The sequence below is a fragment of the Acidiphilium sp. PA genome, assembly GCF_026191915.1.
In the GTDB taxonomy this organism is placed as follows: Bacteria; Pseudomonadota; Alphaproteobacteria; order Acetobacterales; family Acetobacteraceae; genus Acidiphilium.
This window is the reverse complement of record NZ_JAIMBY010000006.1, coordinates 121,156-142,949: the sequence shown is the minus strand read 5'-3', so window position 1 is coordinate 142,949 and position 21,794 is coordinate 121,156. Positions and strand designations below refer to the sequence as shown.

Below are 21,794 nucleotides of genomic sequence, written 5' to 3'. Positions count from 1 at the left end.
TCCGGTTATCGGTTGTCGTTCAGGCGGCGGCGCGAACGGAAAACACGGGATCGAGGCTGCCGGCGGCGTAGTGCCGCGCCATGACCGCGAGCGGTTGGGGGCGAATGCGCGATGCCTGGCCGGCGGTGCCGAACGCTTCGAAGCGTTGCCGGCAAAGATCGCGCAATGCCGCGGTTGCTGGTTTCATGAATTGGCGCGGGTCGAATTCGGCCGGTTTTTCGGTGGCGACCTTGCGCAGGGCGGCCGCCATCGCGAGGCGGCAATCGGTGTCGATATTGACCTTGCGCACGCCGTGGCGGATGCCGACGAGAATTTCCTCGACCGGCACACCCCAGGTCTGCGGCATCGCGCCGCCGTAGCGGTTGAACGCCTCCTGCAAGTCCTGCGGCACCGAGGATGATCCGTGCATCACGAGGTGGAGTGCAGGCATGCGTTCGTTGATCGCGCGGATCACATGCATTGCGAGGATCGCGCCATCGGGCTTGCGGGAAAATTTATAGGCGCCGTGCGAGGTGCCCATGGCGACCGCCAGCGCATCGACTTTGGTGGCTTTGATGAATTCCACTGCCTGATCCGGATCGGTCAGGAGCTGATCGTGCGAGAGCGCGCCCTCGGCGCCGTGGCCGTCCTCTGCCTCGCCCGTACCGGTCTCGAGGCTGCCGAGCACGCCGAGTTCACCCTCGACCGACACGCCAACCCGATGCGCGAGGTCGGCCACGCGTGCGGTGATCGAAACATTGTAGTCGTAATCGGCGGGCGTCCTGGCATCGGCTTGCAGCGAACCGTCCATCATCACGCTGGTGTAGCCGTGCTGGATCGCCGAGAGGCAGGTGCCTTCATCGTTGCCGTGGTCCTGGTGCAGGCAGATCGGAATCGCGGGGTAGGTGATTTCGGCGGCCTCGATCATTTTTGCCAGCATGACGTCGCCGGCATAGGACCGTGCGCCACGCGATGCCTGCAAGATCACCGGCGCGTCGGTGGCGGCCGCGGCCTCCATGATCGCGATCACTTGTTCCATGTTGTTAACGTTAAATGCTGGAACGCCGTAGCCGCGTTCGGCGGCGTGATCGAGCAACTGCCGCAAAGTGATGCGTGCCATTTCAGAATTCTTTCAAAAAGGGAAGCACAGCCGTTTTCAAACGCAAGCACCAAACAAACGAAGTTTCTTTACTTTTGTTTTGTTCATAAAAAGAAAACTCTCTCTTGATTTTTTCGTCACTCTTTCATCGCACAGCCCGTTTTTTGTGATCCATCAACTGCATGATCACCGGTGTTAAAATCAGTTGCATCGCCAGATCGAATTTATTGCCGGGCAGGACGATCGAATTGGCGCGCGACATGAAGCTGCCGTGCAGCATCGATAACAGATAGGGAAAATCGATGCCGTGTGGATTGCGAAACCGCACCACGACGATCGATTCATCGGCGGTCGGAATCCAGCGGGCGATGAACGGGTTCGAGGTATCGACCGTCGGCACACGCTGGAAATTGATATCGGTGTAGGTGAACTGCGGGCAGATGTAGTGAACATAGTCGGGCATCCGCCGCAGGATCGTGTCCATCACCGCTTCGGTGGAATATTGGCGGGTTTTGCTGTCGCGATGGATTTTCTGGATCCATTCGAGGTTGATGACCGGTACGACGCCGATCTTGATGTCAGCATGCTTGCCGGTATCGATATCGCCGTGCCGCACAGCGCCGTGCAGCCCCTCGTAGAGCAGGATATCGGTATGCTCCGGCAGGTCCTGCCACGGCGTGAACGTGCCGGGGGCGGCGCCGTATTGTTCAGCCTCGGTCTGGTCATGGATATAGTGGCGAAATCTGCCGCGGCCGGACGCTGAATAGGTTGCAAAGGTCTCCTGCAATTCGGCCAGGAGGTTTGTTTCCGGGCTGAAATGACTGAAATGCCGGTTACCCGCCGCCTCGGCCTCGGCCATCTTAATTTTCATCGTCGCTCGATCGTAACGATGAAAGGAGTCGCCTTCGATCATCGCCGCCTCGATTTTTTCGCGGCGGAAGATCTGCTCGAATACGTTACGGACCGAGGTGGTGCCCGCACCCGAGGAGCCGGTGACCGAGATGATCGGGTGTTTGCGGCTCATGCCAGTGATTCGATCGCGCTTGCTGTTTTGCGAAACAGCGAGCGCGTCTTGAACAGCGGCGATTCACTGACCGCGCCGGTGCGATACGCATCGGCCACGCGCATCACCTCGTCGGTCGAGCCGAACACCAGCGGGCAACGCTGGTGAATATCGCTCGCGACCAGATCGAGCACGGCGGTGCGGCCATCGGTTGCGGCGGCACCGGCCTGTTCCATCAGCATCGCGATCGGATTGGCTTCATAGACCAGGCGCAGGCGCCCGGCCCGATAGCCGCGCCGCTGATCGGCCGGGTAGAGATAGATGCCGCCGCGCATCAGGATGCGGAACGCATCTCCGACCATCGAAGCCAGCCAGCGGGTGTTGAAATCCTCGCCGCGCGGCCCGTTGCGGCCTTTTTTCAATTCCATGATGTAGGTGCGAATCTCGGGGTCCCAGTGGCGCAGGTTTGATCCGTTGATCGCGTATTCACGGGTGGTATGCGGTACCTCGATTTCGCCGCGCACCGCGATGAAGGCGCCGGAGTCGGGGTCGAGCGTGAAGACGCGAGTTCCGGCGCCGAGGGTGAGGACCAGGGCGGTTTGCGGGCCGTAGATCAGAAAGCCGGCTGCAAGCTGCTCGCGGCCAGACTGCAGGAAGGGTGCCGCGGGATGATCCGCCACGCCGATACCCGCGGGCATGATCGAAAAGATCGTCCCGATCGGGGCCAGCGTGTCGATGTTCGATGAGCCATCGAGCGGATCGACCGCGACGGCGAGGGATGCGTGCGGATCGAGCAGGTCGGGTTCGTCGGCTTCTTCGGAGGCGAGCACCGCGACCGGGGCGCGGGCCATGGCTTCGCGGAGAATGGTGTGGGTCAGCGCATCCAGCGCCTTCTGACCATCGCCGTCGATCGAGGCGCCGATGATCGCGCCGAGATTGCCGGCCAGCGGACCCCGCGCGAGAATGCGCGATATCTGCCGTCCGGCGGCGGCGATGGCATGAACCGTCTGACAGACCGCGGCGAGATGCGGTGTGCGGCCGGCGGCAAGATCGAGATATGAGTCGAGTCTGAGGTGTTCGGCCATGGCATGTCTCTCCCGTAAACGCACCACCTTCAGGCTCGTGCCGCTTTGTCCCCGCGCGGTTTGTTCCATCGCAGAGCCGGGATAGGAACAGCCTTAAAAAAATAAGTAAAGATAAATTTTCTTTGCTATCGATTTAGTTTAAATTAACTCAGTCGATGGACGTACACATAATGTTTTATGATGCGCGTTTTATACGCAATAAACAAATAAAAACGCGGCCGGCCGGGCGCATTCCCAGCGCCCGATCGACCGCGCGCGACGCGCCGGTTTTGCTTACATGAACAGCGTACGGTCCTGCTTCATTCCGGCGTACAGTGAGGCGACCCACTGGCTATAGCCGTTGTAGATAACGGTGGGCACGGTCTCGTCGGTGCCGATGATCCGTTCGCGCGCCTGGCTCCAGCGCAACGTCGGGAATTTCGGGTTCACATTGGCCCAGAAACCGTACATGTCCGGGCTGGTCTTCTGCCAGAAGGTTTCAGGCTGATCCTTGACGAATTCGACCCGGACGATCGATTTGGCGGATTTGAATCCGTATTTCCACGGCAGAACCACGCGGATCGGCGCGCCGTCCTGTTTGGGCATCGGCTGGTTGTACAGGCCGGTGCCGACAAAGGCGAGTTCGTTGGTCGCTTCCGCCATGGTCAGGCCTTCGTGGTAGGGCCAAGGAAAAAACGGAATCGACAATCCCGGCATCGTCTTGGCGTCGGCGAGGCTGGTGAACCGCAGATATTTCGCCGAGGACAGCGGCCTGGCGAGCTTGACCAGATCGCTCATGGCGAACCCCTCCCACGGCACCGTGATTGCCCAGGCTTCGACGCAGCGGTGGCGATAGACGCGGGTTTCGGTTTTCACGCGCTTCATCAGATCATCGAACGAGATCGTGAAGGGTTTTTCCACCAGCCCGTCGAATTTGATGGTCCAGGGCTCGATCGGCAGTTTCTGGGCCGCGCGCCAGATGTCTTTCGAGAGGCCGAATTCGTAGAAATTATTATACCGCTCGGCGTCCTTCTGCGGGGTCAGCGGGCGGCCGGGTTGAAACCGCATGGCGGCGGCGGAATAGCCGGGGTCTTCGATGGCCACTTTCATCGGGGTTTGCGCGGCGGCCGTGCCGATCGCGCCGAAGCCCATGGTTGCGGCCCCAAGGCTCGCGAGTGCCGCGCGACGGTTCATCACGATGTGCTGCGGCGTGGCGGCACTCTCGGGCAGGTCCCACTCGGGTCGACGTCTGATCAGCATGGTTGTTCTCCTTGAGCGCTATATTAGTGTGGCTTGGCGAATCCGCGCCATCACGCCGGCGTGAGCCGACCCCGCCATCACCCCGAACGCCCGAGGCCGCATGACCGACACCGAACGATCCAGCATCAGCCTGCCCCGATTGCTCGCCGTGATGGCGGCGCTGCGCGATCCGGTTTCAGGCTGTCCCTGGGACCGCGTGCAGGATTTCGCTTCCATCGCTCCCTATACGGTCGAAGAGGCGTATGAGGTTGCCGATGCGATCATGAATAAAGATCCATCGGCATTGCGTGACGAATTGGGCGATCTGCTGTTTCAGGTAGTCTATCACGCGCGCCTCGCCGAGGAGCGCGGCTGGTTCGATTTCGAGGCGGTGGCGGCGGGTGTCACCGCCAAGATGATCCGCCGCCACCCCCATGTGTTCGGCGATGCGACGATGCGCGATGCCGGGGCGCAGACCGCGGCGTGGGAGGCGGATAAGGCGCGCGAGCGGGCCGGCCAGGCCGAAACCGGCGTGCTGGACGGCATTGCGACCACGTTGCCGCCGCTGCTGCGGGCGCAGAAACTCGCGAGCCGGGCCGCCCGCGTCGGGTTCGACTGGCCGGATGCGGCCGCCGTGCTCGACAAGCTCGATGAGGAAATCGCGGAATTGCGCGCGGAGCTGCCGGGCAGCGATCCCGAGCGGATCGAGGATGAATTGGGCGATCTGTTTTTCGTGATGGTCAATCTGGCGCGCAAGCTCGGCTGCAGCGGCGATGCCGCGCTGCGCCGCGCGAATGCGAAATTCGAACGCAGGTTTCGCGCGGTCGAGGCGTTGCTGGCAGGCACCGGCACCACACCCGAGCAAGCCGGCCTCGATGCGATGGAGGCGCTGTGGCGGCAGGTTAAAGCCGGCGAGCCGCGTTCAGGCGAACAACTGCCGTAGCGCCTGCCAGCTCGCCTCGTCGACCGCCGCCATGATGCCGCCATCGAGTTCGGACGGGTGCCAGGGCGAACCATCCGACTTGCGGACGTAGCCGCCCGCCTCCGCGACGATCAGGGCGCCGGCCGCGTGATCCCACGGCAGGGTCCGGCGCGAGACGGTGGCGTGGAGATGGCCCATCGCCAGGGCGCGGTAGGTATGCGCGGCACAGCGGAAATTGGGCGTCTGGCCCAGCTTCGTCAGGCCGCGCAGAACAAGCGAGCGTTCGGGCTCGGGCATGTATTGCCACGAGACCGAGGCGATCGCCGCATCGAGCGGCGCCGGCTTGGCAACGTGCAGACGCACCCAGTCATCCGGCCCGGCGGCATCGCCGGCGGCGGCGCGGCGGATCAGGAAGGCGCCGTGGTCCCTGGTGGCGACCACGGTATCGTCGCGGATTGGATCATAGATCAGCCCGGCGATGGTTTCGTCATCCTCGACCAGGGCGATCATGACGCCGAACAGCGGCAGGCCGGCGGCGTAGTTCTGGGTGCCGTCGATCGGGTCGATCACGAACACGGGTGCGGCTCCGGTGATGGCGCTCATCAGCGTGGGATCGGCCGAGACCGATTCCTCGCCGACTACCGCGATGCCGGGGAATAGCTGGCGCAGCCCCCGGGTGAGGGCGCGCTCGGCCGCCTCGTCCGCCACCGTCACCGGGTCGAGCGGGCCTGATTTGGTACGCAGATCGGCCGGACCGATATGCCCGAAGCGCGGCATGATGATGGTTTTCGCCACGTGGCGCATCAGTTCGGTGATGGCAAGCAGATCGGCTTCATCGAGCATCATGGGGCGGAACTCGCATCCGAGAGGGCGAAATCCCGCTCGAACCGTGCCCGATCCTCGGGCCGGAGACGGACGGTGACCTTGATGTCGTCATCGAGATCGGCGCGGGCGAGCACCTCGCCGTGGCGATACAGCCAGGCGAGCGAAGCGCCATCCGCCGCCGGCAGGGTGTAGTCGATCAGGTGCATGCTGCTGGCCAGACGCGCATCGATCGCCTCGCGCAGCGCCATCAGGTTTTCACCGGACAGGGCGGAGACCGCGATGGCGGTGGTATCCGGCAGGTCGCGCAATTCGGGGGCGAGCAGGTCGATCTTGTTGAGCACTTCGAAGCTGCGCGACTGCCAGCCCGCGTCGATCATGCCGGAATCGGCCATGCCGTCGAGCACGGTGACCACATCGGTGCGCTGGGCGGCACTGTCGGGGTGGGCGGCGTCGCGCACGTGCAGCAGGATGTCGGCCGCGGCCACTTCTTCAAGCGTCGCGCGGAAGGCAGCGACGAGTTCGGTCGGCAGATCGGAGATGAACCCCACCGTGTCGGACAGGATGGCGTGGCGGCCGGAGGGCAGCACGATCAGGCGCATGGTGGGGTCGAGGGTGGCGAACAGCTGATCCTCGGCCTGGACGGCGGCACCGGTCAAAGCGTTGAACAAAGTCGATTTGCCGGCATTGGTGTATCCGACCAGGGCGACCACAGGATAGGGCACCCGGCTGCGCGCGGTGCGGTGCAGGGCGCGGGTGCGGCGGACATCGTCCAACTCGCGCTTGAGGCGGGCGATCCGATCGGTGATCAGGCGTCGATCCGCCTCGATCTGGGTTTCGCCGGGGCCGCCGAGGAAGCCGAAACCGCCGCGCTGGCGCTCAAGATGGGTCCAGGAGCGGACCAGGCGGGAGCGCTGGTAGGCGAGATGGGCGAGTTCGACCTGCAGCACGCCTTCGGCGGTGCGGGCGCGTTCGCCGAAAATGTCGAGGATCAGGCCGGTACGGTCGATCACCTTGCAATTCCAGGCGCGTTCGAGGTTGCGCTGCTGCACCGGGCTCAGCGCGGCATCGACCACCGCGACGGTGATATCGGCCTCGGCGATCGCCTCACCGATGCGGGCGACCTGCCCCTCGCCAAACAGGGTGGACGGGCGGAGTGCGCGGATTTGCAGCGTATCCTGATAGGCGATGACCAGCCCGATCGAGGCGGCGAGGCCGATGGCTTCGGCCAGCCGGGCGTCCGCTTCGCGCAGACGATCACGCCGCGACCCATGCTCCCAGGGGAGCAGAATCGCGGCGCGCGTCGGAGCGATCTGGGTTTCGGTGGTCAAATAAACCTACTCGTCATCGCGATCGGGCTCCGCGCGGTTCATCAGGCTCAGAGTGGTGGGATTCTGCGACGGGGTGGCGGCGACGCTACCCTCGGCCTTGGTCGCATCGAACAGCTGGATCGGCGCACCCGGCATCACGGTGGAGATCGCATGCTTGTAGACCAGTTGGGTATGGCCGTCCCGGCGGAGCAGCACCGAGAAATTATCGAACCAGGTGATGACACCCTGCAGCTTGACGCCGTTCACCAGGAACACGGTGACCGGGGTTTTGCTCTTGCGAACGTGGTTCAGGAAGACGTCCTGCACGTTCTGCGATTTTTCGTTGGCCACGGCGGGATCCTTTATGTTTTTGTCGCGCCGGTCGCGCCCGGAGCGATGGTTGCACCATAGTTTGGCACGACGGCCGAAAACCGTCACGCCGGGAGTTTTGCGCTGCCGCTTGCGTGGCACGAAAGCGGCGACACATCTCTATTATAGCGCGATGAACGGGCGAAACCAGAGTCGATTGCGCTTTGCTGATCCGCCAGCGTCGAAACGCGTGACGAACGACGCCGGGCGGGCTAGCGCATCATCGGGCTCGAACGGTCAGGTGCAGGCGCGGCGGATCACCGCGCTCGATGCGCGACCTGCCTTGCCGCGGGCGTGCTCGCCTGCCAGTTGCGCGCGACCGCGGCACAGGTGACGACCAGGCGCCTGCCGGCGCGCGGCAGCGAGAGGGTGACGTCGCCGGTGGTCCATACCGTCTTGTCACCCGCCGCGCGGGGGTGGCGTTTGCTGGCCTGGATCACCCGGTCGAGCGGCAGGGGTACGCCATCCAGCGTGATGCCGGTGATCGCGGCGCCGAGCCTGCGGCGATCGGCCGAGGTTTCATCGACCTCGGCGGGCACGAAACTGCCGGTGATGAGTTCGATGCGCCGCGCCGGGTGCGGCAGATCGAACCGCAGCTCACCGGTGCTGCTCCGCTCCGCCGCCAACACGGTGCTGCCGGCCCGCAGATAGGGCCATATCTCGACGATGCGGTAGCCCAGAGCGCGCTTGCGGGCAGCGAGCGCCGCCCGGACCGCCGCGAGGCGGGGGCCGCTGGTGACGAGCTCGGCGCAGCCACTCTGCCCGCGGATGGCGTTCATCAGATCGGGGTGGAGCACGACCGGATCGGCTGCATTGGCGAAGACGCCCCGATGGCCGGTATCGAGAAAGCTTTCCGCGGGCGCGCCTTCGGCGAGCAGGATGTCGTGCGTATCAAGCTCGACATGGTAATAGGTGACGCTGGCGCAGGCGTGATCCCGGGTGATCAGCACGCCATCGACGATGTCTTTGGCCTGGATCAGGACGCCGTCGAGCAGGAGGGCGTGATCGGGCGAGATGAGCAGGTCGCGCAACGGCACGCCATCCGCCAGGGCGCCGGCCTGGATGCGAATGGGCTGGACCAGTGTGGGGTCGGGCTGCTTGCCGCAATCAATCCGGCGATGACCGACCCAGCGCACGGCGCGGGCGATGCCGCTGGCGGTAATCACTTGATCGCCGGGCGCCAGATGCTCCACCGGGCGGTCGCCGGTTACGGTCGTGATCCGCGTGCCGGCGGTGAAACAGGCCAGGGGCGTGCTGGTGGTGATGACCGCATCGACCGCAGTGGTGCTGCCTGGTTCGAACGCGAGGGCGAGCGTCAATGTGGACGCCAGCGAGTCGGTGCCGAACAGCGCCTGGTCGATCGACCCGAGATAGGGGCCGGCGAGCGTCTGGAGCTGGGCACCGAACCCAAGGTTTATCACAGGATTATTGGTCGTGATCACGTTGCCTGGTTCGATCAGGATATCGACACCGAGCCCGGCTGCGAGCGAAATATCCGAATTGAAGCTTGCGTTGTTCGAAGCCGAACTCGGCGATTTGTCGAAATTGGCATAATCCTGCTCGAGATTGGCGAGAATGATCGTGTCGCCGGGCGCAAATCCGAGGATATTGCCGCCGAGATAGGTCTGCACCACGCTGCTCGACGAGGGGCCGAAACTCAGGGCACCGGGCTCGATCAGCAGCACGCCGCTGTCGGTCCCGACATTGGCGAAGGTGATATCACCCGTAAGTGAAGACGTGAGTGTGACAGTACCGCCGGTCGGTATCGTGGAACCTGACATGATTTTCCCCCTGACTACCGGGGGAAATTATCAATGAAACGCGACAGATCGCAACGATAAAGTGATGATCGCAACGGAAAAAATATCGTTTGAATCAATAACATTGCCCGTCAGCGGCCGAACCGCCGTGGCGTTCGAGGCGTCAGACGATAAAGCCGCCGCCCAGCACCCTTGTGCCATCGTAGATCACGCAGGCCTGCCCCGGCGCGGCGAGTGCCGCGGTGTCGAGCATCACGGTGCCGCTGGCCGCGTCGATTTCGGCGCCCTGCGGGGTTTCGCGGGCGCGGAGCTTGACGGTGGCGCGGAACGGCGCGCCGGGCGGCTCGATCAGCCAGTTCGGTTCGGCGAGCCTCACCCGGCGTGACCCCGTGCCGCGCGGCCCGACCACGATGCGGCGGCGCACAGCGTCGATTTCGGTGACGACGCGCCCCGATGCCGCACCCAGGCGCTTGCCCTGACCCACCGTGTAGCGCGCGATACCCTGGTGGCCGCCGAGCACGGTGCCGTCCTGATCGACGATGTCGCCCGGCAGGGCGGCGTCGGGGCGGAGCTTGGCCACGATATCGGCATAGGAGCCGGAAGGGACGAAGCAGATGTCCTGGCTGTCCGGCTTGTCCGCCACCTGCAGCCCCATGCTGGCGGCGTGGGCCCGCACTTCGGCCTTGTCCGGCATGGCGCCGAGCGGGAAGCGGGCGAATTCGAGTTGGTCGCGCGTGGTGGCGAACAGGAACCATGACTGGTCGCGCGCGGCATCGGCGGCGCGGTGCAGCTCGGCGCCATCCCTGCCCTGTTCGCGACGGACGTAATGACCGGTCGCCAGCGCCTCGGCGCCCAGATCGCGGGCAAGGCCGAGCAGGTCGCCGAATTTCAGATGCTGGTTGCAGCGCACGCAGGGCACCGGGGTTTTGCCGGTGGCGTAGGACTCCGCGAAATCGGTGATGACCGCCTTGCGGAACGCGGCCTCGGCATCGATCACGTAATGCGCGATGCCCAGACGATCCGCGACGTTGCGGGCATCGTGAATGTCCTGCCCGGCACAGCAGGCGCCTTTGCGGCCGGTGGCGGCACCGTGATCGTAGAGTTGCAGCGTCACCCCGATCACCTCATGGCCGGCCGCCTGCATCAGCCCGGCGACCACCGAGCTGTCCACCCCACCCGACATGGCAACCACGACGCGCATGACGAACCCTAGCCGCCCTGGGCGTTGCGCACGCCGGCCGGGAGACGTACCACCAGCCCGTCGAGCGCGGGCGACATCACGATCTGGCACCCCAGACGCGAGGTTTTTTCGAGACCGAACGCGAGATCGAGCATATCCTCCTCGTCCTCGGAGGCCTTGCCGAGTTTTCCGTACCATTCGGGGTCGACGATCACATGGCAGGTCGAACAGGCGAGCGAGCCTTCGCACGCGCCTTCGATATCGACGCCGTGCTTATGCGCCACTTCGAGCACCGAGAGGCCAACCGGCGCATCGACGGTGCGGCGCGATCCATCGCGCTCGATAAATATCATGCTGGGCATCGGAAACCTTCAAACCAGGGACGGAATATACGCTGCGCGTGAGTTAGAGAACCCGCTACGCTTGCGCAAGGCGCGCGCGGCAAGAGCCCGATATGCGAGAAGAAACCGGGCCGGCGCGTCGTCGGGTGCGTTCCACGGCAGCGAGACGCGAATGGCGCAGCCGGCGAGGTCGTGCAGGCCCATCGCCGTCAGCACATGGCTGCGCGCCACCTTGCCCGAGGAGCAGGCCGAACCGGCGGAGACGCTGATCCGCTCTAGATCGAGCGCGATCACCTGCGTCTCGGCGCTGAGGCCGGGCAGAGCGAGGCAGGTCGTGTTGGGCAACCGGGGTGCGCCGGCGCCGATCACCACGGCACCATAGTCGCGCACACCGGCTTCGATCGCGTCGCGCAGGCGTGTTTGGCGCGACCCTTCGGCAGGATCGGCCGCCGTGATCGCGGCGGCGAAACCGGCGATCGCGGGCAGTGCCGGGGTGCCACCGCGCCGCCCTTGTTCCTGGCCGCCGCCGGCGATCAGCGCGGGCAGGCCGGCCGCCGCAGCCGGTGCGAGGATCAGGGCGCCAACGCCCTTCGGACCGCCCAGCTTATGGGCCGAGATCGCGACGCTGGTGGCACCGAGCGCCAGATAGTCAATGAGAATCCGCCCGGCCGCCTGCACTGCATCGACATGCAGCAACGCGCCGTGGCCCGCGCAGATCGCGGCGATCTGGGCGAGCGGGCTGAGCACGCCGGTTTCGTTGTTGGCCGCCATCACGCAGACCAGCGCGCCCGGCCGCGCCGCGAGTTCGGCCTCGAGCCAGGCGAGATCGGCGAGACCGGCCGTATCGACCGGCATGATCGTGGCCACAGGGGCCGCGGCGCGTACGGCATCGTGCTCGGTCGCCCCGATCACGATCGGGCGGGTCGCGCCGAACGCGTGAATCGCCATGGCGTTGGCTTCGGTCGCACCCGAGCAGAACACGACATCCTGCGGCCTTGCGCCGAACCGGTCTGCAACGGTGGTGCGGGCCGCTTCGAGACAGCGGCGGGCGTTACGCCCCTCGGCATGGATGGAGGCAGGATTGCCCAGGAGATCCAACGCGCCGATCAACGCCGCCCGGGCTTCCGGGCGCAACGGTTCGGTCGCGTTGGCATCGAGATAGAGAGGATCAGCTCCGTGCGACGCGCTCATCGACACTGGCCTCCGGATTTGCCGCGGGCGCGGGCCGCAAGCCCTCGGTGCGCGCGATCCGCGCTTCCAGGTCGTTCACTTCCGAGCGCAGCGTATCGATTTCATGCAACAGCGGATCGATGCACGGGTCACACGGCGTGCCATACGGGTCGAAACGCGGCTTCGCCGGCCGCACCGCGGTACCGCGTTCGACTGGCCGGGCCGGAATGCCGACGACGGTGGTATTGGCCGGCACCTCCGCGACCACGACGGCATTGGCGCCGATGCGGGCGTTGTCACCGATCAGAATATCGCCAAGGACCTTGGCCCCGGCCCCGATGATGACGCCGTTACCCACGGTCGGGTGGCGCTTGCCGTGATCGCTCGACGTGCCGCCCAGCGTGACCTGATGGTAGAGATAGACGTCATCGCCGAGTTCGGCGGTCTCACCAATCACGACGCCCATGCCATGATCGATGATGCAGCGCCGGCCGATGGTCGCACCCGGGTGGATTTCGATCCCCGTCACCATCCGGCCGAAATGCGAAACAAGCCGTCCCAGCAGAAACGCGCGGCTCCGCCATAACCGGTGAGCCACGCGATGCAGCACCACCGCATGGAGCCCCGGGTAGCAAAGCAAAACCTCGATGTCCGATCGCGCGGCGGGGTCGCGCTGGCGGTAGGCCTGGACCGTTTCACGCAAAAACATGCGGCTCATACGATATTTCCATAGGAAATCACGGGATTACCGCGTATAAACATTCCGTGTTTATAGATGATGTCGCAGCAATGGCAATTGGGCGATACCGGGTGAGAGCGACATGCTGCTGCCCGCTTTTGACGTGAATGGTGGCGCGGGTCGGGTATGTTGGTACAAAAATCGTTCGCTCAAGGCGGAGTCTGTCAGGGTATCGTCGTTCAGGAGAGTAGCTATGCAGACCAAGCCGGTCGATAATGCTTCAAGGGTCCCTATTTATTGGAAGCTGCTTTGTCCAATCGGCAATTATGTTGATTTGACGAGCAGATAGGCGGTATGGGCTGTTGCGAGTTTCTCCGTGAGATGCGCTGAGTTGTACGAATAGAGTTTGTTGGGCTTCCGGTCAGCCGCTCCGGAAGCGCGTTCGCCATCGATACCAAGACTGAGAAAGAACTGATAAACCGATGCCTGAAGTCACATTTGCCGGGCCTGACGGCCGCCTCGAAGGACGCTATCACCACGCCAAGGAGCGCGGCGCGCCGCTCGCGCTGGTGCTGCACCCGCATCCGCTGCATGGCGGGACCATGAACAATCGCATCACGTACACGATGTATCAGGTGTTCCAGCGACTCGGATTTTCGGTCATGCGGTTCAATTTTCGTGGCGTCGGGCGCAGTCAGGGCAACTATGACGGCGGCATGGGCGAAATCAACGACGCGGCTGCGGCACTCGATTGGATGCAGGCGCTTAATCCCGGTCATGGCGGGCTATGGATTGCCGGGTATTCGTTCGGCGCTTTCGTCGGCATGCAGTTATTGATGCGCCGGCCGGAGGTTTCGGGCTGGATCAGCGTTGCCACGCCGGCCGCGCACTATGATTTCGGGTTCCTTGCCCCCTGCCCCTGCGGCGGGCTGATGATCCACGGCGATGCCGACGAGCTGGTGCCGGAAGCATCGGTTCGTAAACTGGTCGACAAATTGAACACCCAGAAGGGTGTCACGGTCGATTATCGGGTCATGGCCGGGGCTGATCACGTGTTCGCGCACCATGCCGAAGCGATCGGCGAGGCTCTCGAGTCATATGTAAGCGGCGAAATCGCGCGCAAGCACATGGCGCTGGCCGCGGATTGAACGATAGTTTAGCACTATCCCAACTTCACCTTAACGGCTTTTTAATCTGAACCTGATTTGATGTCGAAACCAGAATTGATGGTTTCGACTCAGATCAGGGAAGATTTGTGTATTCTCTTCAAAAGCGATTGCGCCGGCCTCGGCTGTGGTAAGGCTCGGTTGGCTGGATCCGCTGCTGCACAGCGACACCGGTGGCCAAGACAACCGGCGGCGTGCGGGAACGGCCGGGGCATTGCTCGCCGTTGCGGTCACCGTCGCAGCACTGACCGCGATCAGCCTGTTTGCGTGCCGCTTCGGTGACCGCGTGCCAGCGTGCTGGCCGGCGAATGCGCTGCCGCTCGCGTTATTGTTGATACGCCAGCCAACTGAATGGCGCCTCCCCGCCGCGATCATGACCGCGAGTGCTGCGGGCGTCGTGTTTGCCAGCCTGGCAGCCGGCGCGGCTTGGCTAACGTCTTTCTCATGGGCCGGGGCAAACACCATCGAAATTGCCAGTGCCGCAGTGATCGCCTGGTTGCCACTGGGGGCCAGGCCGCGATTGCGGCGGCTGAATGGCCTGCTCAAGCTCACGTTCGCCATCGGTGTTGTCGGGCCGGCCCTCGGGGCCGCTGTCGGTGCCGCCATCGGCCCGTCTGTTGGCACGGATCATTACGGCGCGGCATGGCTTGTCTGGTTTGCGTCCCACGCGCTGGGGAATCTGATTTTCACGGCTGGCACCATGGTCCTGCTTGACCGGACGCACCGACACTGGTGCCGCGCGAATCGACGCTTGAGCGCAATTTTGGCGTTGGCAATCTGTCTCGTCTTGTTGACCGCGGTCTTGCAGCAAAGCAGCCCTACGCCGTTATTTTTCATGCCGTTGCTGTTCGCCTTTCTGGGCATGGTCGCCGGTTTTGAAGTTTCGTGCGTCGGCGTGACCGGTCTGGCGGTTTTTGCCCTGTGGCGGACGGCTGCCGGACATGGTCCGATCATTGCGTTGGAACCGGACAGTATCGCAGCGCGCATCCTGATCCTGCAATCGCTGATCGGCGCGAGTTTTCTGTCATCCATCCCGATTGCCCTATCGTTTGAACGGCATGCACGGATGATTGCCCAATTGCGCCGCCAGAAGGCCGCAATCATCGCCCGTGCCGCGCATTACAAACTCCTGGCGGATGTCTCGGCCGATACCATTCTCGTCACTCTGCAGGACGGCACGATCTTGTATGCATCGCCGGCGGCAGCGCGGCTACTCGGCATCGCCAACAACGCGCTTGCCGGCCGGTCGGCGTTCGATCTGATCCATCCGGAAGACAAGACATCGGTCCGACGTTCCTTAGCCACCCTGTGCGACGGCACTCCCGAAGTTACCACTGAACTTCGATTGCAGCCGAATGGGAGCGGCGGCCCGATCTGGACCGAGGTCAAAACCCGGATCGCGGCGGGACAATCCGGTCAGCGTGTCGAAGTCGTCAGCGTCGTGCGCGATATTTCGAGCCGCCGTGCCGAGGATGACCGCCGCAAGGCGGATCTGATCCGCCTCGATCTCCTGGCCAATACCGATCCTCTCACCGGACTCGCCAATCGCCGGCGCTTCAACGATCATCTCGACAAGGAATGGCGCCGCGCGCTGCGCGAACAACTCGACATTGCCCTCATTCTGATCGATGTCGACCTGTTCAAAGCCTATAACGATGCGTATGGCCATCCGACGGGCGACATCGCGCTGCAACAACTTGCGACGATCGTCGGGACCGGTGCGCTGCGGCCGGCTGATCTGGCAAGCCGGATCGGGGGCGAGGAGTTTGCCGTTATTCTACCCGGCACGTTTTTAAGTGGTGCAAGGGCGGTCGCCGAACGGATCAGGGATGGCGTCCGGGACCTGCAGATCGTTCATGAAAAATCGCCCTGCGGTTTTCTGACGGTAAGCGTCGGGATCGATTGCCTATGCCCGAATTCAATTTTAACACCGCAGATTTTCATCGAGCGCGCCGACAAGGCACTCTACCGGGCAAAGGCACGCCGGGGGAGCATCGTGATCGCGACCTAGGCTGACGCTTCAACGACGGCGTGATACCGCATAATCGGCCGCTTCCATCATCAGACCGCGGACCGGATCGTCCGGCAACGGCGCGAGCGCCGCCTTTGCATCGAGCGCGAAGGCCTGGGCCCGCGCAATGGTACGGCCGATGGCGTCGTGCCGGGCGATCAGGTCGAACGCCGTCTTTAAGTCTGCATCGCTCTGATCGCCGGCTTCGATGGTGCGCTGCCAGAACCGTCTTTCCTGAGCATCGCCATCGGCATAGGCGATCAGGACCGGATAGGTCAGCTTGCCTTCGCGGAAGTCATCACCCACCGTCTTGCCGAGCTCATCCTGGTCAGCCGCGTAATCCAGCGCGTCATCGATCAGTTGGAACGCCATGCCCAGAGCCGAACCATACGCCGATAGCGCGGCACAGGTCGCGGCATCGCGCTGCGCCACGACCGCGCCGACCTCGCACGCGGCGGCGAACAATGCGGCGGTTTTACCTTCGATCACCTTGAAATAGCGCGGGATATCGGTACCCAGATCGTTCTGAGTCGATAGCTGCAGAACCTCACCCTCGGCAATCGTGGCGGAGGCGTTGCACAGGATGCGCAGGACTTCGAGCGATCCGTCCGCCACCATCAATTCGAACGCGCGGGCGAACAGGAAATCGCCAACCAGGACCGAGGCCTTGTTGCCGAATACGGCATTGGCACTCGCAAGGCCGCGCCGGAGATCACTTTCATCGACCACGTCGTCATGCAGCAAAGTCGCGGTATGGATGAACTCAACACATGCGGCGAGCCGCACGTGACGCTCGCCCCGGTAGCCGCAGAGGCGGGCCGATGCCAAGGTCAGCAATGGCCGCAATCGCTTGCCGCCGGCTGCAATGAGATGTGCGGCCAGTTGGGGGATCAGTTCGACCTCGCTGGCCATGCGCGCGATGATCGCGGCGTTGGTGGCGGCCAGATCGCCCGCGAGCAATGACGCGAGCCGCTGCAGCGCATCGCCCCCGGCCGGGGCGCTGGTCGTGACGGCATCGGGCTCTGAAGTCAGCAGACCATCCACAGGCGGTTTCAACCTTGTCATGTTATCGACGATCGCTACAGCATATCGGCCTCGATCATCGAGGGTCAAGGCGAGCGGGCGCCGGCGCGCGACGCAACTCAGGGAGCACGAACCGCAGCATGGAAGTGATCATCGCATCGAACGACACGATACGGCTCAGTTTTCTGATGGCACTCCTGCGCGATGCCGGACTTTCGCCGGTGATGCTGGACCAGAATATCGCCGCCACCGAGGGTAACATCGGCATGTTCCCGCGCCGGATCGCCGTCGCCGTGGATGAGGCCGCGCAGGCAAGGCGCGTGCTGCAGGAAGCGGGCGAAGCGTGACCTACACGGCGGGAACACTGCTTGGCGGCAAACTGCAGTATCGGCAGACGGCACGCGGGCATCGAAGCGGGCTCGAGCCGGTGCTTCTGGCCGCCATGATCCCGGCCCGCGCGGGGCAGCGCGTCATCGAAGCCGGCACTGGCGCCGGCGCTGGTCTGCTCTGCCTCGGCTACCGGGTTAGCGGGCTCGAAGGGATCGGGATCGAGCGCGACCCCGGCCTTGCCGCGCTTGCGGCCGATAATTTCCGGATCAACGCGATGACGGCATTGCACGCGGTGGCGGCCGACGTCATCCGCCTGCCCATCAGCCAGCCGTTCGATCACGCCTTTGCGAACCCGCCCTGGCGTTCGCTGCTCGATACACCCTCGCCCGATGCGGGACGTCGCACCGCTCACCGCGCTGGCGGCGGATTATTGGCTGATTGGGCCGCAGCGCTGGGTACGGTCGTCAGGTTTCATGGGACGTTGACCTTTATTCTGCCGGCAGGGTCGATCGATCAGTGTCTCGTCGCCATGACCCGGGCGGGGTTCGGGGCCTGCCGGATCGTACCGTTCTGGCCGCGGCGCGGTCGGGCTGCCAAACTGGTCATCATTCAATCGAAAAAACAGGCGCGCGGTCCGGTGACGCTGCAACCGGGCCTGATCCTCCATGACGATAACGGCTTCACGCCCGGGGCAGAGGCGATCCTGCGCGATGGCGCCGGGCTTTCAGATCATTTTTCCGACTGACCGGCTGACTTGCCCGGTGGTTTCACGGCGTGTGGTTTCGCCGCGACAGTGGCTCCCACCCGTTCGATTGCCGCAATCTGAGCCAGCGCCTGTGACAGGCCGGTCTGCGCCGGCAAGGGAGACCCAGTTATCGTTGCGAACAGGTCCGCCGCCCGGCCCGCCGGCAGGCGCGACTGGTATGCCTGGCGCAGCTGCGCCAAAGTTGAGCCATCTTTGAGATGAGACGCCGCAACGGCCCATTGCAAAATGGTCTGCGCTTGTTTGTGATCAAGCGGGCCTGTCGCCGGAACCGTGACCGCGGCGAGTTTTCGCTCCGCTTGTTCGAGCGCCGGCCAATCGTGCCGCTTAGCCGCGACCTGGGTTGCGACCCGGACGGCAGATGGATCGGGCGAGCGCGTCAAGGAAGTCAGATCGGGGCCAGCACCGTCGCGCGCTGCGATTTCAGTTGCAAGCAGTGCACGCGATGAAGCAAGCGGCGCGCTGATATCGGGAAATTCGGTTGCAGTCAGCGCGGCCTGGGCCTTGGCGAGGTGATGCGCCGTAAGTTCCAGACCGGCAAGGACATAGCCTGCATGCGCCCGCGTCTCGTCGTCGGATGAATGCGCGATGAGCTGGCGCAGGACGCCCGCAGCCTGATCCGGCAGTCCCAACGCGATCAGCCGATCGGACAGTATACCGAGGATCGGCACCCCGGCATCACCAGGCGGGACAAGGTCGAGGTTCTCGTTGATGACAGTGACGGCGGCCAGCGGCGATAATGTCTTCAACGCGTGCGATGCGATCATTTCCTTGAACAATTCCTGGCGGACCGACAGGATTTTTGAGGTCTGGCCGGGAAACAGGTGACTAGCCCGCCCCAGATCGGCGAAAGCCTGCGGCCACTGGCCGGCGGTGGCCGACAGGCGCGCCATCGCGATTCGGACGTTGAGCTCATGACGCGGCGCGCGCCATTCATAGACGTGCCGTCCGAGCGACGCGGCGGCGGTGCGGGCATCGATCTGATGGAGTTGAACCCGCAGCATGATCCATCGATACCGGGCGATGCCCGCCGTCCGTTGGTCTGGACTGTCGAGCAGCGCATGATAGGCGCGCAAGGCCGCGTGCGGGTGATGTTCGGACTCGCGTAGTTCGGCCCGCGCGAGAGCCAGATTGCGGTCGTGCGGCATGGCTTCGAGCAGGGTTTTAGCCGGCGCGACGTCCCCGGCCGCGATCAGTGTTTCAGCGGTGAGCGGCGCCACCTCGTGCCGGAGCAATACCGGTGCCGCGATCAGGCGCGGCAATCCGGGTGTGATCATGGGCGCAGCCTTGATCACATCGCCCTGCTCGGCGCGTGCAAGTCCACGCCAAAGTCGGTCCGTCGGTGTGGCCAACGCCGGCGGTGACGTTGCCGCCGCGTGCGGCAGAGGCCGGTGAGCTAGCACGCTTGCAACCGCAAGCAGAGCGAGCCGCTGCGGGTCATCGGCGGCGGCAGGATCACTGCGGAGCATATCGACCAAGACGCCCTCTGCCTCGGGACCAAGACCGAGGGAGAGCAACACGCGTGCGAGCCGCAACGATTGAGCGCGGCGCGCCAATGGCGGTGCCGCGGCAACACGGCGTTGCGCCTGTTCCATCCGCGCCCGCAGCGCCTGGATCGTGCCATGCGGCAGATCGAGCCCCCCGATGTGATCTGGCGAAGCCGTGAGAGTGCCTGAAACCGGCGGATTGCCGACCGCCAGCGGGGCGGCCGGATCGCTCGATGCCAGGACGAAGCCGGCATGATCGGCAGACATCGCCAGATCGTCCGACGACGCGGCAACGACGACGCCGCTGACGGCCGGGATCGTCGCATAACCCGGCCCCTGCAGATCGAGCCCCAGCGCTGCATTATTCATAACCGTACCAACCAGCAAGGGCTCACTTCGATCGGGCAGCGCAACCGTAATGACCGCACCCGGCGCAGCGGTCGGGAAGACGATGTGCCCATGAGCGTAGGACGGATTGATCGCTTTGGTGCCCTGCAGTTTGCCCAGAACGACGTGGAACGAATTCTGTGCCGGGACCACATTGAGGACCTGCCCCGCCGGCAAGGGGATCGTCAGGATCGTGGCATTCGGCAGATGATGGACGGCGGCGGTCTGGATCTTGGTGATCTCCTGCAGGGCCCCGAGTTCGACCGGTAAGTCGGCCGCAAAGATCAGAATGTCATTTGAGCCAAGCCGGAAGCTCGCGTGGCCGATCTGCGACGGGACCAGATTCGGCGGCAGGAGGACACGAAACCAATAGGACGGATCGCTTGTCGTCTGCGCGAGAGCCGGCCGGCCAGCCAGGGTGGTCGATATCAACCCGATCACGAGTACCCAGCATGCCCGGAACGACGAGAAGGATCGGCGGCTCATGGCGCGCCATCCGGCAGCAATGCATTGGCCGGCTGTATGGCTTGTACCGGGCTGCCAGCGAGGCGTTCCGTGATCGCCTGCGCGGTGGCCGGCGACATGCCCGCAAGAATAGCGGCCGATTTACGGTTATTCATATGCTTCAGGACATGGAAAACGATTGTCGGATCGAGTCCGTCGAAAATGCGCGCCGCGCTGCGTGGGTCCATCGCGCCGTAGGTGGCGACCAGCGATGCCCATTTTGCCTCGTCCGCCCTGTGCTGTGCGGTGTTCATCGCTTCGAGCCGCGCCGCCAGCGGTTTCAGGGCAGCGACCTGACGCGCCAGCGCGGCCTTGGTTGCATCGAGCTGCAGTTGTTCCTGGTCGAGAGCCTTGGCACGTGCGGCCAATGCCACTTCACGCGCCTTAAGATGCAGGAGAATTTTGGTCTCACCGGCCTCGCTCACCGGGTCCGGACGGCACATCGGCGGCGGCGGCGGGCGATCGGTCCAGTTGCTCACGGGTCGATACCGCGCCGATGACTGTTTCGCTGATGCCTGAGCCGCGCCTGCGGATGGCGGTGCGGCAGCAGTGGCCGGCGGCGCCGTAGGCGCAGCCTGAGCGAAGGAAATTTCGATCAGCGTCGCCGTCTTCAGCGCAATCACCCCAATCAGCAGGACGATGAGACCGGGCAGAAATCGCAGCGACCTTGATTGCCGGAGATCGTGCCCTTCGGTGCGGATTAACGACTCCTCATCGGCTATTTTATCACGTGGCATCAATCAACATCCTCGCCAGATCGCGCTCGGCCCGGCTTTTTGAACCTGCGGGTGTGCGGGGCGTGACCGCAGGGGCGGGTTGGTGCGCAACCTCGGGAGGCGGTGTGTGTTTGGGAGGCGATGCCAGGAGTTGAACCGCGCGGCTGATGGAATCGTCCAGTTTCCGGGTGATGGCTTCGCCGGACTCGGTTGCTTCACCGAGCGCGGTTTCGGTACGGCGCAGATCATGCATCAGACGATCGGTCGCAGCCGCGGCTTTCGTCAGAGCCAGATCGACCTGTGGCAATGCCGACTGCAGGAGGGCATGATCGCTCCGAACCTGCCGCAGCAAGCGATCGAGGCGGCGTGCGTAAGTCAGTGAGACCAGGAGAGCGCAAAAGAAGGTAATTTGAAAAAGCCAGCTCAGCAAGCCAATATAATGGGTGAATATTTCGATCATTTTCGCCTGC

The 21,794-nt window shown here is 64.1% G+C and carries 21 protein-coding genes; 5 read left to right on the top strand and 16 right to left on the bottom strand.

Annotation, left to right across the window (positions count from 1 at the left end):
- Positions 1 to 19: 19 nt before the first annotated feature.
- The 4 genes from fba to msrP form a co-directional block, all read right to left on the bottom strand.
- Complete coding sequence (fba, locus tag AruPA_RS10405) at positions 20 to 1,099, bottom strand: class II fructose-bisphosphate aldolase (RefSeq protein ID WP_265636614.1); 1,080 nt, start codon at positions 1,097 to 1,099, stop codon at positions 20 to 22.
- A 124-nt stretch (positions 1,100 to 1,223) separates the two neighbouring features.
- Positions 1,224 to 2,102: a phosphoribulokinase gene (locus tag AruPA_RS10400; RefSeq protein WP_265636613.1), complete on the bottom strand. Its 879-nt coding sequence runs from the start codon at positions 2,100 to 2,102 to the stop codon at positions 1,224 to 1,226.
- Positions 2,099 to 3,166: a class 1 fructose-bisphosphatase gene (locus tag AruPA_RS10395; protein WP_265636612.1), complete on the bottom strand. Its 1,068-nt coding sequence runs from the start codon at positions 3,164 to 3,166 to the stop codon at positions 2,099 to 2,101. Before AruPA_RS10395 ends, AruPA_RS10400 begins: the two co-directional genes overlap by 4 nt.
- Before the next feature lie 273 nt (positions 3,167 to 3,439).
- Positions 3,440 to 4,405, bottom strand: coding sequence for a protein-methionine-sulfoxide reductase catalytic subunit MsrP (msrP, locus tag AruPA_RS10390; protein WP_265636611.1), 966 nt, complete (start codon positions 4,403 to 4,405; stop codon positions 3,440 to 3,442).
- Between the two features lie 100 nt (positions 4,406 to 4,505).
- Between msrP and mazG the strand changes: the two genes are divergently transcribed.
- A complete protein-coding gene (gene mazG / locus AruPA_RS10385; protein ID WP_265636610.1) occupies positions 4,506 to 5,327 on the top strand; it encodes a nucleoside triphosphate pyrophosphohydrolase in 822 nt (273 codons plus the stop codon).
- Here the strand turns inward: mazG and AruPA_RS10380 are convergent.
- The 8 genes from AruPA_RS10380 to cysE all read right to left on the bottom strand — a co-directional run bounded on the left by AruPA_RS10380 (position 5,307) and on the right by cysE (position 12,976).
- Positions 5,307 to 6,152: an inositol monophosphatase family protein gene (locus AruPA_RS10380; RefSeq protein ID WP_265636609.1), complete on the bottom strand. Its 846-nt coding sequence runs from the start codon at positions 6,150 to 6,152 to the stop codon at positions 5,307 to 5,309. The genes mazG and AruPA_RS10380 overlap by 21 nt on opposite strands.
- Positions 6,149 to 7,459: a GTPase HflX gene (gene hflX, locus AruPA_RS10375; RefSeq protein WP_265636608.1), complete on the bottom strand. Its 1,311-nt coding sequence runs from the start codon at positions 7,457 to 7,459 to the stop codon at positions 6,149 to 6,151. Before hflX ends, AruPA_RS10380 begins: the two co-directional genes overlap by 4 nt.
- Positions 7,460 to 7,465: 6 nt before the next feature.
- Complete coding sequence (hfq, locus tag AruPA_RS10370; protein WP_029311233.1) at positions 7,466 to 7,789, bottom strand: RNA chaperone Hfq; 324 nt, start codon at positions 7,787 to 7,789, stop codon at positions 7,466 to 7,468.
- A 275-nt stretch (positions 7,790 to 8,064) separates the two neighbouring features.
- Positions 8,065 to 9,588, bottom strand: a complete 1,524-nt coding sequence (locus tag AruPA_RS10365; RefSeq protein ID WP_265636607.1) for a Hint domain-containing protein — start codon at positions 9,586 to 9,588, stop codon at positions 8,065 to 8,067.
- 142 nt (positions 9,589 to 9,730) lie between these two features.
- Positions 9,731 to 10,768, bottom strand: a complete 1,038-nt coding sequence (gene mnmA, locus AruPA_RS10360) for a tRNA 2-thiouridine(34) synthase MnmA (RefSeq protein WP_265636606.1) — start codon at positions 10,766 to 10,768, stop codon at positions 9,731 to 9,733.
- A gap of 8 nt (positions 10,769 to 10,776) precedes the next feature.
- On the bottom strand, positions 10,777 to 11,109 hold the full coding sequence (locus AruPA_RS10355) for a ferredoxin family 2Fe-2S iron-sulfur cluster binding protein (protein ID WP_265636605.1): 333 nt from the start codon (positions 11,107 to 11,109) through the stop codon (positions 10,777 to 10,779).
- Positions 11,110 to 11,118: 9 nt separating this feature from the next.
- Positions 11,119 to 12,279: a cysteine desulfurase family protein gene (locus AruPA_RS10350; RefSeq protein ID WP_265636604.1), complete on the bottom strand. Its 1,161-nt coding sequence runs from the start codon at positions 12,277 to 12,279 to the stop codon at positions 11,119 to 11,121.
- Positions 12,257 to 12,976 (bottom strand): serine O-acetyltransferase, encoded by a 720-nt coding sequence (gene cysE, locus AruPA_RS10345; RefSeq protein WP_265636603.1) that lies wholly within the window; start codon positions 12,974 to 12,976, stop codon positions 12,257 to 12,259. Before cysE ends, AruPA_RS10350 begins: the two co-directional genes overlap by 23 nt.
- A 443-nt stretch (positions 12,977 to 13,419) precedes the next feature.
- Between cysE and AruPA_RS10340 the strand changes: the two genes are divergently transcribed.
- Both AruPA_RS10340 and AruPA_RS10335 read left to right on the top strand, forming a co-directional pair.
- Positions 13,420 to 14,085 (top strand): alpha/beta hydrolase, encoded by a 666-nt coding sequence (locus AruPA_RS10340; RefSeq protein ID WP_265636602.1) that lies wholly within the window; start codon positions 13,420 to 13,422, stop codon positions 14,083 to 14,085.
- A gap of 145 nt (positions 14,086 to 14,230) precedes the next feature.
- Complete coding sequence (locus AruPA_RS10335; protein ID WP_265636600.1) at positions 14,231 to 16,114, top strand: diguanylate cyclase; 1,884 nt, start codon at positions 14,231 to 14,233, stop codon at positions 16,112 to 16,114.
- Positions 16,115 to 16,123: 9 nt separating this feature from the next.
- Here AruPA_RS10335 and AruPA_RS10330 read toward each other — a convergent pair whose 3' ends face one another.
- Entirely contained in the window at positions 16,124 to 17,179 is a 1,056-nt protein-coding gene (locus tag AruPA_RS10330) for a polyprenyl synthetase family protein (protein ID WP_408858591.1), read from the bottom strand.
- Between the two features lie 98 nt (positions 17,180 to 17,277).
- On the opposite strand from AruPA_RS10330, the gene AruPA_RS10325 reads away from it, so the two are divergent.
- On the top strand, positions 17,278 to 17,484 hold the full coding sequence (locus AruPA_RS10325; RefSeq protein WP_265636599.1) for a DUF2007 domain-containing protein: 207 nt from the start codon (positions 17,278 to 17,280) through the stop codon (positions 17,482 to 17,484).
- A complete protein-coding gene (locus tag AruPA_RS10320; protein ID WP_265636598.1) occupies positions 17,481 to 18,212 on the top strand; it encodes a tRNA1(Val) (adenine(37)-N6)-methyltransferase in 732 nt (243 codons plus the stop codon). Before AruPA_RS10325 ends, AruPA_RS10320 begins: the two co-directional genes overlap by 4 nt.
- On the opposite strand, the gene AruPA_RS10315 is transcribed toward AruPA_RS10320, so the two are convergent.
- Genes AruPA_RS10315 through AruPA_RS10305 form a run of 3 tightly spaced genes read right to left on the bottom strand, consistent with a single transcriptional unit; the run spans position 18,197 to position 21,784 of the window.
- Positions 18,197 to 20,590 carry a hypothetical protein gene (locus AruPA_RS10315; RefSeq protein ID WP_265636597.1) on the bottom strand — a complete coding sequence of 798 codons (2,394 nt, stop codon included), beginning with the start codon at positions 20,588 to 20,590 and terminating at the stop codon, positions 18,197 to 18,199. The genes AruPA_RS10320 and AruPA_RS10315 overlap by 16 nt on opposite strands.
- Complete coding sequence (locus AruPA_RS10310) at positions 20,587 to 21,345, bottom strand: MotE family protein (RefSeq protein ID WP_265636596.1); 759 nt, start codon at positions 21,343 to 21,345, stop codon at positions 20,587 to 20,589. Before AruPA_RS10310 ends, AruPA_RS10315 begins: the two co-directional genes overlap by 4 nt.
- Positions 21,335 to 21,784: a hypothetical protein gene (locus AruPA_RS10305; protein WP_265636595.1), complete on the bottom strand. Its 450-nt coding sequence runs from the start codon at positions 21,782 to 21,784 to the stop codon at positions 21,335 to 21,337. Before AruPA_RS10305 ends, AruPA_RS10310 begins: the two co-directional genes overlap by 11 nt.
- Between the last annotated feature and the right edge of the window lie 10 nt (positions 21,785 to 21,794).